This is a genomic window from Neisseria leonii, assembly GCF_028776105.2.
Lineage (GTDB): Bacteria > Pseudomonadota > Gammaproteobacteria > Burkholderiales > Neisseriaceae > Neisseria > Neisseria leonii.
Genome location: NZ_CP145606.1, coordinates 1,482,792 through 1,498,811 on the forward strand (window position 1 = coordinate 1,482,792; position 16,020 = coordinate 1,498,811).

Sequence of the window (16,020 nt, forward strand, 5' to 3'; positions counted from 1 at the left end):
TTTAGTCCTTTTGTCGGTTGACGGCCTGCATGTGCAGGGTATGGGCGTAGGCGTGCAGGTCTTGGCTGAGGGTTTTGTTGCCGCGCACCAAGAAGTTGTAGGCCAAGACGGCGGGAATGGCGACGAACAGACCCAAAGCGGTGGCCACCAGGGCTTCGCCGATGGGGGTGGCGACGGCGGCAATGCTCATCTGGCCGCTGGTGCCGATGTTGATCAGGGCGTTGTAGATGCCCCAGACGGTACCGAACAGGCCGATGAAGGGGGCGGTGGCGCCGATGGTGGCCAGTGCGGTCATGCCGCCTTCAAAGCTGCGCATCTGTTGGCCGGCCTGATGGTGGATGCTGTGCAGCATGTATTCGGCATAGGGCATTCCGCCGCCGCTGCGGTAGGCGGCTTCGGCTTCGGCGGCATGACGCACCAGACGGGCATACGGGGCTTCGCTGTTTTGGGCGGCGGCAAGGGTTTGCTGCCAGTTTTGCGCGTTTTCGAGCTGCGGGCGGATTTCGGCGTTGGCCGCTTTGGCGCGGCGCAGGCGCAGGTAGCGGACGATGGCGGCCGTCCATGTGATGACGCTCATGGCGACAAGCATCAGAAATACCGCAATCAATACGGGATCGCCCTGTTGGAATACCAGTCCTAAGTTCATGGGTTTCGCTCTTTCCTGTTTGGTTTGGTTGATGGGTTAAAGGGTTGGCCGTCTGTTCCGGGGCGTCGGATTCCGGAATCCGGCCTGCGGCTATACGGTTCAAGCGGGGTGTCGGATTCAAGAATCCGACCTACGGTTCAGGCGCACCGGCCGGGCGGGATTTCGGTATCCGGGCTTCGGCTTACTCGATACGGAAGGCAACCGGTACGCTGAATTCCATCCATGCCGACGCATTGAAGCGGCCGTTTTTGGCACTGTTGGCCGCCGCACGGTCGAGACGGGCAAAACCGCTGCTTTTGGCAACGCTGACCCTTTCCACCCGGCCGCCCGGGGCAACCAGCACTTTCAGCATCACCGTGCCTTCTTCGCCGTTTTCCAGCGACAGCGCGGGATAGGCGGGGCGCGGGATGCTGCCGGTAGCCCTAATCGGGTTGCCCGCACTGCTGCCCGCACCCGAGCCGCTGCCGCCGCCGTCGGGCGTGCCCCTGCTTTTGCTGCTGCCCACGGCGGCGGTTTCGCCGTTGCCGCTGCTGCCTGCGGCGCGGTGTACGGCCTCACCCCGGGGGTTGGCTTCGGCAGGTCTGGTTTCGGGTTTGGCCTCGGGCTCGGGACGGGGCTTGGGCTCGGGGCGCGGTTCGGGTTTGGGCTTCGGTTCCTCGCGGCGCATATCGGCCTTGGGATTGTCCGTTACCACAGCCTTGACGGGCGGTTTTTCGCGCTTCGGCTCGGGCTTGGGCTGCTCCCGTTTCGGTTCGGGCTTCGGTGCGGGTTTGGGCGGCGCGGGTTCGGGCAGCGGCGGCGCAGCCGAACCGCCTTCGGGGGTACCGAAGGCGGCCAGATCGACAAATTGAATATCGCCCGACTTCAACAGTTGGGGCGGTCTGCTCTGCCAGCTCCATGCAAACAGGAGGGCGTGTATCAGCAGCACAACGGCCAAAGTCTGCGGTGTCAGCATAGGTTCGTTTTTCATAAGGCGGCATTTTAATTGAGAACTATTAATGTTTGCAAATTTTTTTACAGCGGTGCAAAGAAACGTCCGGCAGGCGGATTGGAGGCCGTCTGAAAACAGCGCGGTGCGCTGTTTCTGCGAAGCTAAAACCCGCGAAGCGGGTTTCTGCGGAACTAAAACGGGCGTTGTGCTTTCCCGGCGGGATATACGGCAGATGCCGGCACGGCTGTCCGCAAGTTGTCTGCCCGAGGGGCGGATTTGAACATCTGCCCTGCGGGCTGTGCTTTGTCCGCTCATCCGGCAAGGCGGTGTTCCCGCCTTTGCGGCACCGGCGGCATTTGTCTGTTTGGAAATCCGGCCTGCCGGGCGGGGATAACGGGATACGGGTATGTTCAGACGGCCTTGACGTGCCGATTCCGTATCAGGCGGTACGCTGCTGCCGCCAGGCCGCCGCCAGATACAGCACCACGCCCAGCCAGACCCAACCGTAGCCGATCAGGCGGGCGGTATCGAAGGTTTCGCCGAACAGCAGCAGCCCCGCCAGAAGCTGCAAAACGGGGGAAATATACTGCATCATGCCGAGCACGGACAGAGATATGCGCCGCGCGCCTGCGGCAAACATCAGCAGCGGCAGGGTGGTCATCACACCCGATCCGATTAAGACGGCCGACGGCACAACACCGTATTGGGCAAATTGCAGGCTGCCCGCAACCGCATGGTAAACAAGATAGGCCGCCGCAAACGGCAGCAGTACCAGCGTTTCCCACATCAGCCCCACCAGCGCGCCGACGGGCGCGGTTTTGCGGATAAAACCGTACAGGCCGAAAGTGAACGTGAGCAGCAGCGCCACCCAAGGCACCTGCCCCGCCGGAACCGCCAGCCACAGAATACCGGCAAACGCCAGACAAACGGCCGCAGCCTGCAATTTGTCCAAACGCTCTTTCAACACGGCACGGCCGAGAAACACGCTGAACAGCGGCGAAATAAAATAACCCAAACTGGCATCGAGCACATGATTGCCGGTAATCGCCCACAGGTACACCAGCCAGTTCATGCCGATGCATAAACCGCTCAACATCAGCGCGGCAATGAGTTTCGGCTGCCGCGCCACAGCGGCAAAAGCGGCCGTGTTGCGGGTAAACAGCATCACCGCACCCGCAAACAGCGCAGACCAGACAATACGCTGCGCCAGTACCTGATCGGCCGCCATACCCGCCTGATTGACGGGATACCAGTAAATCGGAAACATGCCCCAAACGGCATAACAGCCGGCGGCATACCAAATGCCTTGGCGGAATTCTCGGGAAGCGGCGGTTCGGACGGCATTCATAATCAAACGGCAAAAAGCGGATTATCTGCCCGAAACCCCCGGCCGACAAGCGCAGCCATGTCTAGTCGTCCGCCGCTCCGCCCAACCTCAAACACCCGCTGCTTTAATGCAGGTCGGATTCTGGAATCCGACACCGTAACGGCAGGCACGGCATAACGGATTGGATACAGGCGGGATTGCGGTCAGCGGGTTTGTCGGATACGGGTATCCGGCCTACGTCAAGGCCGTCTGAAACGGGGCGGCAGGGGTCGGGAATTTGTCCGCAACCACCACGCCATTCAATCTCAAATATCCGCCGCTTTAATGTAGGTCGGATTCTGGAATCCGACACCGTAACGGCGGACGCGGCATAACGGATTTCATACGGCGGGATTGCGGTCAACGGGTTTGTCGGATACAAGTATCCGACCTGCGTCAAGGCCGTCTGAAACGGGGCGGCAGGGTTCGGGCATTTTCCTGCAACCGGCAAACGCATCCTTTGTTTTATAATGGCGGCATGATTCTGCACCATATCGCCCTGAATGTGCCGCTTTCAGACGGCCTTTTGACCTACCGCCACCCGTCCGCCCTGCCCGCAGGCTGCCGGGTGGCGGTACGCTTTCGCGGCCGGACGGTGGCGGGCGTGGTGTGGGCGGGCGGTGTGGAAAGCACGCTGGCGGCGGACAAAATCCTGCCGGTTGATGCGGTGTTCGACCAAGAGCCGCCGCTGCCCGAACACTGGCGCGCGCTGCTGGCGTTTACGGCGCGCTATTATCATTATCCGCTGGGGCAGGCGGTGTTTGCCGCGCTGCCGGCGGGATTGCGCGCCGCCAAGCCCGTTTCGCCGCCCGCCCCGCCGCTGCGCTACACGCTCAATGCGGCAGGACGGGCGCAAACGCCGCCGCCCGAACGTTTCCGCAAACAGCACGCGCTGTGGCAGGCTCTGTATTCAGACGGCCTCGATGCGGCGGCACTCAGGCAGTTCGGCGCGCAGGCGGGCGGTTTGGTGCAGAAATGGGCAGATGCGGGCTGGGTGGATTCGTTTGAGGCCGCCGCGCCGGTATTGAGGCCGTCTGAATACACACTCAACAGCGCGCAGCAGGCGGCCGCCGACACAGTAACCGCCGCCATCGGCACTTTCGCGCCCTTTCTGCTGTTCGGCATCACGGGCAGCGGCAAAACGGAAGTGTATTTCGAGGTGATGGCCGAAGTGCTGGCGGCGGGGAAACAGGTGCTGTTCCTGCTGCCGGAAATCAATCTGACTCCGCAGCTGCTCGCGCGCGTCCGCCGCCGTTTCGGCGGCGTACCGACGGCGGTGCTGCACAGTCAGGCCGCAGCGGGCGAGCGCACACGGGATTATCTGCGCGCCATGCTGGGGCAGGCCAAACTGATTATCGGCACGCGGCTGGCGGTGTTTGCGCCGCTGGCCGATGCCGGGCTGATGGTGGTGGACGAAGAGCATGACGGTTCGTTCAAACAGGATAACGAGCTGCGCTACCATGCGCGCGATTTGGCGGTGTGGCGCGCCAAACAGAGCGGCTGCCCGATTATTCTGGGATCGGCCACGCCGAGTTTGGAGAGCTGGCACAAGGCACAGAGCGGCGCATACCGCCTTTTAACCTTGGACAAACGCGCCCGCACCGCCGCCCGCCCGCCGCAAGTAGATATTCTGCACACCGGCCGTCTGAAACTGGACAACGGTTTCTCGTCGCAGGCACTCGCATTATTGGCAGACAATTACCGCCAAGGCGGCCTGTCGCTGGTTTATCTGAACCGGCGCGGCTTCTCCCCCGCCCTGTTCTGCGGCGACTGCGGCCATACGTTCGGCTGTACGCGCTGTTCGGCCAAAATGGTGCTGCACCGCCACACACGCCAATTGCGCTGCCACCATTGCGACCTGCGCCAACCCGTTCCCCACCGCTGCCCCGACTGCGGCAATCAGGATTTAACCGCCGTCGGCCAAGGCACGCAGCGCGTGGAAGAAACCCTGCGCGCGCTGCTGCCGCAGGCGGCCGTTGTCCGCGTAGACCGCGACAGCACCGCGCGCAAAAGCGACTGGGACGGCCTGTACCGCCGCATTGCCGAAGGCGGCGTCGATGTCTTGGTCGGCACACAGATGCTGGCCAAAGGCCACGACTTTGCACGGCTGAATCTGGTGGTGGTGCTCAACGCCGACGGCAGCCTGTACAGCGCGGATTTCCGCGCACCAGAACGGCTGTTTGCCGAACTGATGCAGGTTTCCGGCCGCGCCGGACGGGCGGACCGCGCAGGCCGCGTGCTGATTCAGACCCAAGTGCCCGAACACCCCGTTTTTGCCGCCGTGCAGGCACAGGACTACCGCCGCTTTGCCGAGACTGAAACGGCCGAACGCCGCGTGATGAATATGCCGCCCTACGGTTTTCAGACGGCCATACGCGCCGATGCCGCGCACTTGGCCGATGCCATGACGTTTCTCACCGATATTCATGCCGTTACCGCCCCGCTGACGGACGGGCAGGTTTCCGTTTTCGGCCCTGCACCGATGTTGATGGCACGGCTGGCAGAGCGCGAGCGCGCGCAAGTGTTTCTCGAATCCGCCGACCGCCGCAGCCTGCACCGCGCCGTCAGCCTGTGGGTGCAGGTGATGCAGCAGCACCGCGACGGGCGGATACGCTGGTCTGTCGATGTGGATCCGCAGGAAATGTAGCCGCCCGGTTCGGCACGGCCGTGTCGGATTCGGGAATCCGGCCTACGCCTGAAATTCAAAAATCCGCCCCACGCCTCCTAACCGAACGCAAACAACCCGTGTAGGTCGGATACTCCGTATCCGACACCGCCGCCCGCTTTTCCCCCTGATTCAACAGTCCGAACGGCTGTAACCGCTCGTGTCGGATTCGAGAATCCGACCTACGCCTGCTGAAATTCAAAAATCCGCCCCACGCCTCCTAACCGAACGCAAGCAATCCGTGTAGGTCGGATACTCCGTATCCGACACCGCCGCCCGCTTTTCCTCCTGCTTCGGCAGTCCGAACGGCTGTAACCGCTCGTGTCGGATTCGAGAATCCGACCTGCGCCCGATTTTGTCGGACTCAAAAACCCGATGCGCATAAAAAACACCTGCCGTTCGGGCAGGTGTCTGCGTGTGCTTGCCGGTTTATACTTTGGCGGCAGCGGCCACTTCGGCGGCATAATCGACAACGGCTTTTTCAATGCCGTCGCCCACTTTGTAGCGCACGAAAGACAGCACTTCGGTGCCGTTTTCTTTCAGGAACTGTGCCACGGTTTGATCGGGGTTCATGACAAACGCTTGGCCGTTCAGGGTGATTTCGGCCAGGAATTTCTTGATGCGGCCACCGACCATTTTGGCGGCGATGTCGGCCGGTTTGCCCGACTCGATGGCCTGCTGGGTATAGATACGGCGCTCTTTTTCCACCAGGTCGGCATCGACTTCGGCTTCGCTCACGCATTGCGGCTTGGCGGCAACAATGTGCATACCGACTTTGCGCGCCACGTCTTCGGAACCTTTGAACTCGACCAAAACGCCTTCTGTCGCCAGCGCGCCGTGAATGTAGGCGGTCAGGCTGTCGGCGGTTTCAATCAGCTGGAAGCGGCGTACGGACATATTTTCGCCCAGTTTGGCGATAATGGCTTTGCGCTCTTCTTCCACCAGTCCGCTCAACTCTTCGACGGTGGCCGGTTTTTTGGCAACGGCGGTCTTGGCTACCGAGTTGGCAAAGGCGACAAAGCCTTCGTCTTTGGCGACAAAGTCGGTTTCGCAGTTCACTTCGACCAGCGCACCCACGTTGCCTTCAACGGCATAAGCCAGAACGCCTTCGGCAGCCGTACGGCCGGCCAGTTTGCCGGCTTTCGCGCCGGATTTGATGCGCAGGATTTCTTCGGCTTTTTCCATATCGCCTTCGGCTTCAACGAGGGCTTTTTTACATTCCATCATGCCCAAGCCGGTGGCGGCGCGCAGATCGGCCACCATTTTTGCAGTAATTTCTGCCATATTGTGTCTCCTAAACGGGAAAGGCAGGCCGCCGTGCGGCCTGTGTGAATGGGGCGGCCGTCTGAAAGTACGGTACGGAACACCGCTGCCCGTTTTCAGACGGCCTCTGTGCCTCAGGTGCAGCCGGAATTATTCGGCGGCTTCCTGTGCGGCTTGGGCAGCGGCGGCCACTTCGGCCACAGCCTGATTTTTGCCTTCCAACACGGCATCGGCCATGCCGCGGCAGTACAGACGGATGGCTTTGGCCGAGTCGTCGTTGCCCGGAATCACGTGTTTCACGCCGTCGGGGCTGTTGTTGGTATCCACCACGGCAATCACGGGAATACCCAGCTTGGCCGCTTCAACCAGTGTGCCGTGCTGGTAGCCTGTATCGATGACGAAAATCGCATCGGGCAGGCCTTTCATGTTTTTAATGCCGCCCAAAGAGCGTTCCAGCTTTTCCACTTCGCGGGTCATGTCCAGCAGTTCTTTTTTATTGAAACCGCTGGCTTCGGCGTTTTCCAGAACGGCCGCTTTTTCTTCCAGACGCTTGATCGACTGTTTGACGGTTTTGTAGTTGGTCAGCATACCGCCCAACCAGCGGTGGTCTACATAAGGCATACCGGCGCGCTGGGCTTCTTCGCGCACGATTTCGCGTGCCTGGCGTTTGGTACCGACAAACAGCACGGTACCTTTGTTCGCCACCAGACGGCGCACCACTTCCTGTGCTTCGTGGAACAGCGGCAGGGTTTTTTCCAGATTGATGATGTGGATTTTGTTGCGCGCGCCGAAAATGTACTGCTCCATTTTCGGGTTCCAGTAACGGGTTTGGTGGCCGAAGTGTACGCCGGCTTCCAGCATTTGGCGCATGGTAACTTGAGACATAGTTTTTCCTTAAAATGAAAGGGTTATCGCAAACATTCGCGCACAGAACCGCACGGAAAACAGCCATTAAAAGCATGGCTGCCCCTTTTTCCGGTGCAGCACCCTTCGGGCGCGGAATGCGGGCTTGTAAAAAATAAGAAGTTCCCGCCAATCGGGAACGGGCGGGATTATAGGGAAAAATATGCGGCAGGGCAAGGATTTAGCCCGCCGGATACGGATTTTTTACGCACGTCGGCCGCATTCAGGCACGCGCATCCAGTTCTTCGGCAATACGCTGCAAAAACGCCAGCCGCTCCGGCCTCACCGTACCGTTTTGTGCCGCTTCCTTGACCGCACAGCCGGGTTCCTGCCGGTGCCGGCAGTTGTGGAAGCGGCATTGCCCGGCCAAGCCGCGCATATCGGGCAGATAATGCAGCAAATCGGCCGCCTGCAAATGAAACAAGCCGAATTCCTGCAAACCCGGCGAGTCAATCAGATGGCTGCGGCTGTCCAAATCATACAGTTGGGCGTGGGTGGTGGTGTGGCGTCCGGCATCGAGTGCGGCGGAAATTTTTCCCGTGCGCGCCGCCTCTTTCCCCAACAAAGCGTTGGTCAGCGTGGATTTGCCCATGCCCGACTGGCCAAGAAAAATACCGGTGGCGTTTTCCAGCCACGGCCGCAACACTTCGGCACTTTCCAGTGCGCACACCCTGACGGCGGGATAGCCCAAACCGCGGTAAAACGCCAGCTTGTCCCACCAGTCCCGGGTTTGCGGCAGGTCGGCCTTGTTCAGCACAATCACAGGCTCGATGCCGCCCGCCTCGGCCGCCAGCAAAGCGCGCTGCAACAGCATTTCGCTGGGCGCGGGCACCGCCGCCAGCACGATAAACACCCTGTCCACATTGGCGGCAATCAGCTTGGTGCGCCGCGCGTCCTGCCGGTAAAGCAGGCTGGCGCGCGGCAGATAACCGGCAATCACCGCCTGCTCGCCGTTCTGCACCTCGATTTCCACCCAATCGCCGCAGGCAAAATCCACCCGCTTCTTGCGCGTGGTGGCATCGTATACCCGCCCGGCAGCCGTGCGGACGGTATAACGGCGGCCGTAACTGGCGATAATGCGGGCGGTATCGGTCATGGCAGGCTTTGCGTCAGTCAAAAGCAGCGATTCTACCGCAAACGGCATCAGGCCGTCTGAAAAACGGGTTTTCAGACGGCCTTACTCCCGACTCATCATGATATATTTGATTTTTAAACGGCCGGACTAGGAGTTATAACGAATCTGTATAGCGTGCCCGCAGGCGGTATCCGTTTCAGACGGCCAAAAAAAACCTGCCGCAGGCGGCAGGTTCGGAGGCGGGCTCAACTGCCGCCGTACAGTTTCTGTTTGAGCAGCAGGCAGGCACTCAGCAGCAGCGAAGGTACGGACAGAATCAGGAAGATGGCGGTAAAGTCCAGCTGCCACGCCACCAGCTGGCCGGTCAGAAAGGTGCCGGCGATGGCGCCGAAGCGGCCGATGCCCAGCATCCACGACACGCCCGTGGTGCGGCAGCCTGTGGGGTAGAATTTGGCCGCCAGTGCGGGCAGCGAGGATTGGGCGGTGTTCTGCATCACGCCGGCAAACAGGACCACGGCAATCAATACGCCCACGCCCTGCCCCAACGCCCAGCCGATGCAGGCAACGGATGCGGCCGTCAGGAAAGAGAGCAGGGCAATCAGTTTGTTGCCGTTGAAGCGGTCCATCAGATAGCCGTTGAATACCGCGCCCAAGCCGCCCAGGGCAAACAGGCCGGAAATGCGCGGCCCCCATTCAGACGGCATACCGGCTTCTTTAAACAGTACCGGCATCCAGTTGATCATGGCATAGAAAATAATCAGGCCGCTGAAATAGGCCAGCCAGAGCAGCAGCGATCCGGTGCGGAAATGTCTGCCCAAAACGGTCGCCATCGGGTTGGCATCGCGTGCGTTGTGCTGCTCGTTTACCGCAAAGTGTGCGTGGGACAAATCCGCCTGCGGGTTAATCCGTTGCAGGATGGCACGCACTTCGGCGGCCGGGCGGTTGCGCTGCACCAGAAACGACGGCGAGCGCGGCAGCAGCACCATCATCAGCACGCCCAAGGCCAGCGGCACCAGCCCCGACCACATCAGTGCGGCACGCCAACCGTATTCGGGAATCAGCCACGCGGCGGCAAAACCGCCCGCCGCCGCACCGACAGGGAAACCGCAGAACATGGTATTCACAATCAGGGCGCGTTTGCGGTCGGGGCAGAATTCGGACAGCAGCGTGACCGCGTTGGGCATCGCCGCACCCAAACCCAGGCCGGTAATAAAACGCAAAACGGTCAGCTGGGTCAGGTTTTCGGCAAAAGCGGAAACGGCGCAGACGGCGGAAAACAGTATGACCGAAAACGTCAGCACGACTTTGCGGCCGATTTTGTCGGCCACCGGCCCGAACGACACCGCGCCGACCGCCAGGCCGAACAGGGCCGCACTCAAAACGGGTGCCAATTGCTTTTTCTCGATGCCCCAGTCGACAAGCAGACTGGGGGCGATGTAGCCGATGGCGGCGGTATCCATGCCGTCGAAAAAGGCCACCAGAAAGCAGACGGCAAAAATCAGCCACTGATAGGGCGAAAAGCGCGATTCGTTGAGAAACTGCTGGATATTGACGGTTTCTGCCGGTTTCATCTTTCTCTCCTGTATTGCTGTTATGGTGTACGGATTATTGAAGAGATACAAAACGGAAAAAAGCACCTGTGCCGCATAGGTGTTATAACAAATTTGGATAACGCGGCTGTAAAAAAACCGTTTCAACAACGGGGTCGGAACGGTCGGTATCGGTTGAGGCCGTCTGAAAACGGTTTGACGGCAACGGTTTTCAGACGGCCCGGCTGTCAATGGGTGCGCGCCACAACGAATTGTGCCAATTGGCGCAGGCGCAGGGCGCGACCGTCGAAGTCTGCCAATTCGGCCAATGCCCCGTCAATCAGATGGTGCGCATAATTTTTGGCTTCGGCCAAACCCATCAGCCGGACATAGGTCGGCTTGTCGTTGTCGGCATCTTTGCCGGCGGTTTTGCCCAAAGTGGCGGTATCCGCTTCGCAGTCGAGCACGTCGTCCACCACTTGAAACGCCAGCCCGATTTGGCCGGCATAAGCGTCCAGACGCGCCAAAGCCGCCGTATCCAAATCTTCGCAGCACAGCGCGCCCATACGCACGGCGGCACGGATCAGCGCACCGGTTTTCAGGCGGTGCATCTGTTCCAGCTCGGGCCGGGTCATCGGCAGGCCGACATGGGCCAAATCGACCGCCTGCCCGCCCGCCATGCCCAAACTGCCTGCCGCACGCGCCAAAACGGCCACCTGCGCCAGTCTGCGCCGTGCGCCGTCTGCCGTGTCGGCCGCTTCGCCGTCGCCGCTGCTCAGAATATCGAACGCCAGCGTTTGCAGGGCATCGCCGGCCAAGAGCGCGGTGGCTTCGCCATACTGCACATGGCAGGTCGGTTTGCCCCGGCGCAGGCTGTCGTTGTCCATCGCGGGCATATCGTCGTGCACCAGCGAATAGACATGAATCAGCTCCACCGCCGCCATCACGCGCGTCAAAGCCGCCGTGTCCGCCCTGCCCAATTCGGCCGCCGCCGCCGCCAGCATCGGCCGCAGGCGTTTGCCGCCGCCCAGCGCGGTATAGCGCATCGCTTCGTGCAAACGCACGGGCAGGCTGTTTTCAGACGGCATCAACCGTGCCAACGCATCTTCCGTCTGCGCCTGCACCGCCCGCTGCCACAGGGCAAAATCATTCGCTGTGTTCAAGGTTCCATTCCTTCAACTGTTCTCCGTCCAATATTTGCAGCTTCTGCTCCACTTCGGCCAGCTTGTTCTGGCAATACTGCACCAGTCTGTTGCCCTCCTGATAGGCGGCCAGAGCCGCTTCCAGCGGCATATCGCCCGACTGCATCTGCTGCGTGAGCACTTCCAGACGGCTTAATGCTTCTTCAAAAGACTTCGGCGCGGTCTGTTTCTTCATCGCAATCCCCTTCGTTTTCCGGCCACAGCGGCAAAGCGGCTATTGTAGCATTGTTGCACACCGCATTAAGGCATAAAATAAGGGCTTTATTTTCAGTCGGAAACCATCATGACCGTGAAAACCCGTTTCGCCCCCAGCCCCACGGGCTACCTGCACATCGGCGGCGTACGCACCGCCCTGTTTTCGTGGGCTTTTGCCAAAAAACACCAAGGCAGATTTCTGCTGCGCATCGAAGACACCGATTTGGAACGTTCCACCGCCGAATCGGTCAATATCATTCTGGACGGCATGAAATGGGTGGGTCTGGATTATGCCAACGCCGATGACGTGGTCTATCAGACCCGCCGTTTCGACCGCTATAAAGAAGTCATCGCCGAATTGCTCGAAAAAGGCCATGCCTACCACTGCTATTGCAGCAGAGAAGAGCTGGAAGCCATGCGCGAACAGGCGGAAAAAGACGGCACGGCTACATACGACCGCCGCTGGCGGCCCGAGCCGGGCAAAACCCTGCCGCCCGTACCCGAAGGCGTTACCCCCGTCGTCCGCTTCAAAACCCCGACCGACGGCGTTACCCGCTGGCACGACCTGGTCAAAGGCGACATCGCCATTCCCAACGAAGCCTTGGACGACTTAATCATCGCCCGCGCCGACGGCACGCCCACCTACAACTTCTGTGTGGTGGTAGACGATTTCGACATGGGTATCACCCACGTTATCCGCGGCGACGACCACGTCAACAATACGCCGAAACAGATTAATATCCTGAAAGCCATCGGTGCCGAACTGCCCGAATACGCCCACCTGCCGATGATTCTCAACGAACAGGGCAAAAAAATCTCCAAGCGCAGCGGCGACACCGTTGCCGTTACCGATTACGGCGCGATGGGCATTCTGCCCGAAGCCATGCTCAACTATCTGGCCCGCTTGGGCTGGGCACACGGCGACGATGAATTTTTTACCATGCGGCAGTTTATCGAATGGTTCGACTTAAAAGACGTTTCCCCCTCGCCCAGCCGCATGGATCTGAAAAAACTGTACTGGATTAACGGCGAACACATCAAAGCCATGTCCGATGCAGAACTGGCCGGACACGTCCGCCCCCGCCTCGAAATGCGCGGCATCGCCGACAGCACCCGCCCGCCGCTGGAAGACGTGCTGGCTTTGGTCAAAGACCGCGCACAGGATTTGAACACACTGGCCGACGAATGCCTGTATTTCTACGCCAAACAGACCCCGGCCGAAGCCGATACCGCCAAACACTGGGACGACGAAGCCGCCGCGCGTATGCTGCGCTTTGCCGACCGTCTCGAAAGCGTGAACGACTGGAACCCCGCCGCCATTCACGACTTATTCGCACCGTTTTGCGAAGCCGAAGGCATCAAAATGGGCAAACTCGGTATGCCGCTGCGCCTTGCCGTGGCCGGTACCGCCAAAACCCCGAGCGTCGATGAAGTGCTGGCTCTAATCGGCAAAGAAGAAGTCTTGCGCCGCATCCGCAGCTGATTGCCCGCAAACCGCAAAATTCCAGCACAGACAGGCCGTCTGAATCCCGCCTACTGCGCGCCGACCAATACTGCGTTCATACGGCTCGGGTCCACCCGACGCTGCCACACGCGGCGGATTTCGTCGGCGGTCAGATCCGCCACTTCCTGCGGATAGCGGTCGAAACGGTCGGTCGGCAGCTGATACACGCCGACCGACGAAGTGTGCGGCAGCACTTTGGCGTTGGTATCGAAGCGCAGCGGGTGGCTGCCGATCAGATAGTTTTTCGCCTGCTGCAATTCGGCCTCTGTCGGCCCCTGAGCGGCAAAATCGGCCAGTACCCGCCGCGCTACGGCCAGCGCACGGTCTGCCCCGCCCTTTTGGGTGGTAAACGACACGGTAAACGGCCCTTTTTCGGCCAGCGGACTCATGCTGCTGGACACGCCGTACACCAAGCCTTCTTGATCGCGCAGGATTTTCATCAGACGGCTGTCGAAACCGCCCCCGCCCAAAATGTAGTTGCCTACGGTCAGCGCGATGCGGTCGGGGTCGTCAATGCCCAGCAGCGGCATACTCATGACCACGGTTGCCTGTTCTTTATCGGCAAACGGAATACGCTGCTCACGGCCTGCCTGCCGTACCACTTCCGGCACTGCCTGCCGCACTCCGTCAGACTGTCGGGGCAGGCCGCGCAGAATCCGTCCGGCCAAGGCTTCGGCCTGCTCGCGCGTTACATCACCCACTACCGACACATACGCATTGTCGCGGCGGTAGAAGCGGCGGTGGAAGGCGGCCAAGTCGTCGCGGCTCAATCCCAGAATGCCGGCCTCGCTGCTGCGTGCGCCGTTGGCATAGGGGTGGCTGCCGTAATTGAGCAGGGTGGCGGCACGGTCGGCCAGAAACGACGGCGACTGCTCGCTTTGTTTGAGCGCGGTTACGGCCTGCCGCTGTTCCCGTGCCCAGACGGCGGCATCGAACACCGGCCGTACCAAAACCTCGTTCAGCAGGTCGGCAGCAGCGTTTAAGGTGTCGGGACGGCTGAGCGATACCAGCGTTACCGCGCTGTTTTCGGTGCCGGCCGACGCATCGATACTGATGCCCAGACGGTTGCTCTCATCGCGCAATGCGTCTTCGCTGTATTTCTGCGTACCGTACACCAGCATAGCGGCCACTGCGCCCCCCAGATCCGGCTGCGCACCGGCTGCCGTTCCCGCGCCTTTGAATACCACGCGCAGATGCACGGTAGGCAGTTCGTGGCGCTCCGACAGGGTCAGCGTGTTGTCTTCGGGGGTCTGCCAGCGTTGGATATCCAAGGCAGAGGCCGTCTGAAAACCCCATATCAGGACAGCCGTCAGCAGTATGCGCGCGGCCGAATGTAAAAACGGTTTATTGCGTCTCATGGGCGGTCTCCCCGGATAAATTGGGCAGCAGCACGGTTTCGCTGTAAGGGCGTGCCAGCAGCATCCGCGCCGCCTGCTTTACCTGCTGCGGCGTGACCGCCAACAGGCGGCGCAGCATGGTTTCCTCGTATTGGTGGCCGAAGCCGTTTTGCTCGTCTTCGCCCAGTAAATCAGCCTGCGTGCGCACCGAATCTTTGGCCAGAATTTTCCCGCTCTCCAAGGAGCCGCGTATCAGTGCCAATTCTTCGCGGCTCACCCCCTTATCGGCAATATCGCGGATTTCCGCCAACAGGCGCGTTTTCAACTGTTCGACACTGACACCGCCGTTGGGCATCGCCGTCACGGCAAACAGCGCGTTTTTACGCCCGTATCCGCTGCCGCCTGCCGATACGCCCAAAGCCAGACTGTCGCCGCGCACCAGTTTGCGTTCATAACGCGCCGAATCGGTACCGCTGAGCACCATGCCGAGCATCGACAGCGCATAGCCCGCATCATCTTGAACCGACTGCATTTTCGGTACGCGCCAATTGAGGCTTAACACCGGTTGAGCAGTAACGGAATACACGACGCCTTTCCCTGCTTTGGCCGCCTGAACCGCTTCATAATCATCCCGCCGCTCGGGCAGGGCGCGCGCGGGAATCTTGCCGAATATCTCGGCGGCCGTCCGAACCGTCTGCGCCGCATCGACATCGCCGACAATCACCAGCATGGCATTGTTGGGCGCATACCATTTGCGGTACCACGCGCGCAAATCTTCGGCAGTCAGCGCGTGCAGGTCGGCCATTTCGCCGATCACGCTGACTTGGTTGTACGGTTTGTGCCACAGACGGCGCATCGCCGCCTCATTCAGTTTGCCGAACGGATTATCCTCCACCCGCCAGCGGCGTTCTTCGCGGATCACCTTCATTTCGTTCTCGAAATCGCGGTCGCTGAAATTGAGGTTGACCATACGGTCGGCCTCCATCTGCAACACTTCGCGCAGATTTTTCACTGCCAAATCGGCGGTATAGACCGTATCGGTGCGGGTGGTGTACGCATTATTGTCGCCGCCCAGCGCCGCCACGCGGCGGCTGTACTCGCCCGAAGGCACAGACGGCGTTCCTTTGAACATCATATGTTCCAGCGCATGACTCAGACCGGTCTTGCCCGCCTCTTCATCCACACTGCCCACGCGGTACCACAGGCGCACGGCCGCCACCGGCGCGCGCCGGTCTTCTTTCACCAATATCTTCATACCGTTGCCCAGCACCGCTTGGCGCGTTTCGGCCTGCGCGGCAGAAACGGCTGCCGCACAGGCCAGCAGAACCACTATATGTTTCAACATAATTACCCCTTTCCGGACTGCCCTATCATAGCACACGCAGACTGTCCTGCCGAAAGGCC

At 60.6% G+C, this 16,020-nt stretch carries 13 protein-coding genes; 2 read left to right on the top strand and 11 right to left on the bottom strand.

Annotated features, from left to right (window positions below):
* Position 1 precedes the first annotated feature (1 nt).
* The 3 genes from ORY85_RS07075 to rarD form a co-directional block, all read right to left on the bottom strand.
* Positions 2–646, bottom strand: coding sequence for a MotA/TolQ/ExbB proton channel family protein (locus ORY85_RS07075; RefSeq protein ID WP_274571913.1), 645 nt, complete (start codon positions 644–646; stop codon positions 2–4).
* Between the two features lie 181 nt (positions 647–827).
* The gene (locus ORY85_RS07080; RefSeq protein WP_274571914.1) at positions 828–1,616 is read right to left on the bottom strand and encodes an energy transducer TonB; all 789 of its coding nucleotides are present in this window, start codon (positions 1,614–1,616) and stop codon (positions 828–830) included.
* 400 nt (positions 1,617–2,016) lie between these two features.
* The gene (gene rarD, locus ORY85_RS07085) at positions 2,017–2,925 is read right to left on the bottom strand and encodes an EamA family transporter RarD (RefSeq protein ID WP_274571915.1); all 909 of its coding nucleotides are present in this window, start codon (positions 2,923–2,925) and stop codon (positions 2,017–2,019) included.
* A 496-nt stretch (positions 2,926–3,421) separates the two neighbouring features.
* Here rarD and ORY85_RS07090 point away from each other — a divergent pair, with 496 nt between their 5' ends.
* Positions 3,422–5,590 (top strand): primosomal protein N', encoded by a 2,169-nt coding sequence (locus ORY85_RS07090; protein ID WP_274571916.1) that lies wholly within the window; start codon positions 3,422–3,424, stop codon positions 5,588–5,590.
* A 447-nt stretch (positions 5,591–6,037) separates the two neighbouring features.
* Here ORY85_RS07090 and tsf read toward each other — a convergent pair whose 3' ends face one another.
* The 6 genes from tsf to ORY85_RS07120 form a co-directional block, all read right to left on the bottom strand.
* Positions 6,038–6,892, bottom strand: coding sequence for a translation elongation factor Ts (gene tsf / locus ORY85_RS07095; RefSeq protein WP_274571917.1), 855 nt, complete (start codon positions 6,890–6,892; stop codon positions 6,038–6,040).
* Between the two features lie 129 nt (positions 6,893–7,021).
* Positions 7,022–7,756, bottom strand: a complete 735-nt coding sequence (gene rpsB, locus ORY85_RS07100; protein ID WP_274571918.1) for a 30S ribosomal protein S2 — start codon at positions 7,754–7,756, stop codon at positions 7,022–7,024.
* Positions 7,757–7,997: 241 nt separating this feature from the next.
* Positions 7,998–8,870, bottom strand: coding sequence for a ribosome small subunit-dependent GTPase A (rsgA, locus tag ORY85_RS07105; protein ID WP_274571919.1), 873 nt, complete (start codon positions 8,868–8,870; stop codon positions 7,998–8,000).
* A gap of 224 nt (positions 8,871–9,094) precedes the next feature.
* Positions 9,095–10,420 (bottom strand): MFS transporter, encoded by a 1,326-nt coding sequence (locus ORY85_RS07110; RefSeq protein WP_274571920.1) that lies wholly within the window; start codon positions 10,418–10,420, stop codon positions 9,095–9,097.
* Between the two features lie 206 nt (positions 10,421–10,626).
* Positions 10,627–11,541 carry a polyprenyl synthetase family protein gene (locus ORY85_RS07115; RefSeq protein ID WP_274571921.1) on the bottom strand — a complete coding sequence of 305 codons (915 nt, stop codon included), beginning with the start codon at positions 11,539–11,541 and terminating at the stop codon, positions 10,627–10,629.
* The gene (locus tag ORY85_RS07120; protein ID WP_274571922.1) at positions 11,525–11,755 is read right to left on the bottom strand and encodes an exodeoxyribonuclease VII small subunit; all 231 of its coding nucleotides are present in this window, start codon (positions 11,753–11,755) and stop codon (positions 11,525–11,527) included. Before ORY85_RS07120 ends, ORY85_RS07115 begins: the two co-directional genes overlap by 17 nt.
* A 108-nt stretch (positions 11,756–11,863) precedes the next feature.
* On the opposite strand from ORY85_RS07120, the gene gltX reads away from it, so the two are divergent.
* Positions 11,864–13,258 carry a glutamate--tRNA ligase gene (gene gltX, locus ORY85_RS07125; protein ID WP_274571923.1) on the top strand — a complete coding sequence of 465 codons (1,395 nt, stop codon included), beginning with the start codon at positions 11,864–11,866 and terminating at the stop codon, positions 13,256–13,258.
* A gap of 50 nt (positions 13,259–13,308) precedes the next feature.
* On the opposite strand, the gene ORY85_RS07130 is transcribed toward gltX, so the two are convergent.
* Both ORY85_RS07130 and ORY85_RS07135 read right to left on the bottom strand, forming a co-directional pair.
* Positions 13,309–14,637, bottom strand: coding sequence for a pitrilysin family protein (locus ORY85_RS07130; RefSeq protein ID WP_274571924.1), 1,329 nt, complete (start codon positions 14,635–14,637; stop codon positions 13,309–13,311).
* Complete coding sequence (locus ORY85_RS07135; RefSeq protein WP_274571925.1) at positions 14,624–15,961, bottom strand: pitrilysin family protein; 1,338 nt, start codon at positions 15,959–15,961, stop codon at positions 14,624–14,626. Before ORY85_RS07135 ends, ORY85_RS07130 begins: the two co-directional genes overlap by 14 nt.
* Positions 15,962–16,020 lie beyond the last annotated feature (59 nt).

Bases quoted from the DNA above. Each gene is read 5' to 3' on its own strand.
- ORY85_RS07120 (WP_274571922.1), bottom strand. From the start codon at position 11,755: ATGAAGAAACAGACCGCGCCGAAGTCTTTTGAAGAAGCATTAAGCCGT.
- ORY85_RS07135 (WP_274571925.1), bottom strand. From the start codon at position 15,961: ATGTTGAAACATATAGTGGTTCTGCTGGCCTGTGCGGCAGCCGTTTCT.
- ORY85_RS07080 (WP_274571914.1), bottom strand. From the start codon at position 1,616: ATGAAAAACGAACCTATGCTGACACCGCAGACTTTGGCCGTTGTGCTG.
- tsf (WP_274571917.1), bottom strand. From the start codon at position 6,892: ATGGCAGAAATTACTGCAAAAATGGTGGCCGATCTGCGCGCCGCCACC.
- ORY85_RS07090 (WP_274571916.1), top strand. From the start codon at position 3,422: ATGATTCTGCACCATATCGCCCTGAATGTGCCGCTTTCAGACGGCCTT.
- ORY85_RS07130 (WP_274571924.1), bottom strand. From the start codon at position 14,637: ATGAGACGCAATAAACCGTTTTTACATTCGGCCGCGCGCATACTGCTG.
- rarD (WP_274571915.1), bottom strand. From the start codon at position 2,925: ATGAATGCCGTCCGAACCGCCGCTTCCCGAGAATTCCGCCAAGGCATT.
- rsgA (WP_274571919.1), bottom strand. From the start codon at position 8,870: ATGACCGATACCGCCCGCATTATCGCCAGTTACGGCCGCCGTTATACC.
- ORY85_RS07110 (WP_274571920.1), bottom strand. From the start codon at position 10,420: ATGAAACCGGCAGAAACCGTCAATATCCAGCAGTTTCTCAACGAATCG.
- gltX (WP_274571923.1), top strand. From the start codon at position 11,864: ATGACCGTGAAAACCCGTTTCGCCCCCAGCCCCACGGGCTACCTGCAC.
- rpsB (WP_274571918.1), bottom strand. From the start codon at position 7,756: ATGTCTCAAGTTACCATGCGCCAAATGCTGGAAGCCGGCGTACACTTC.
- ORY85_RS07075 (WP_274571913.1), bottom strand. From the start codon at position 646: ATGAACTTAGGACTGGTATTCCAACAGGGCGATCCCGTATTGATTGCG.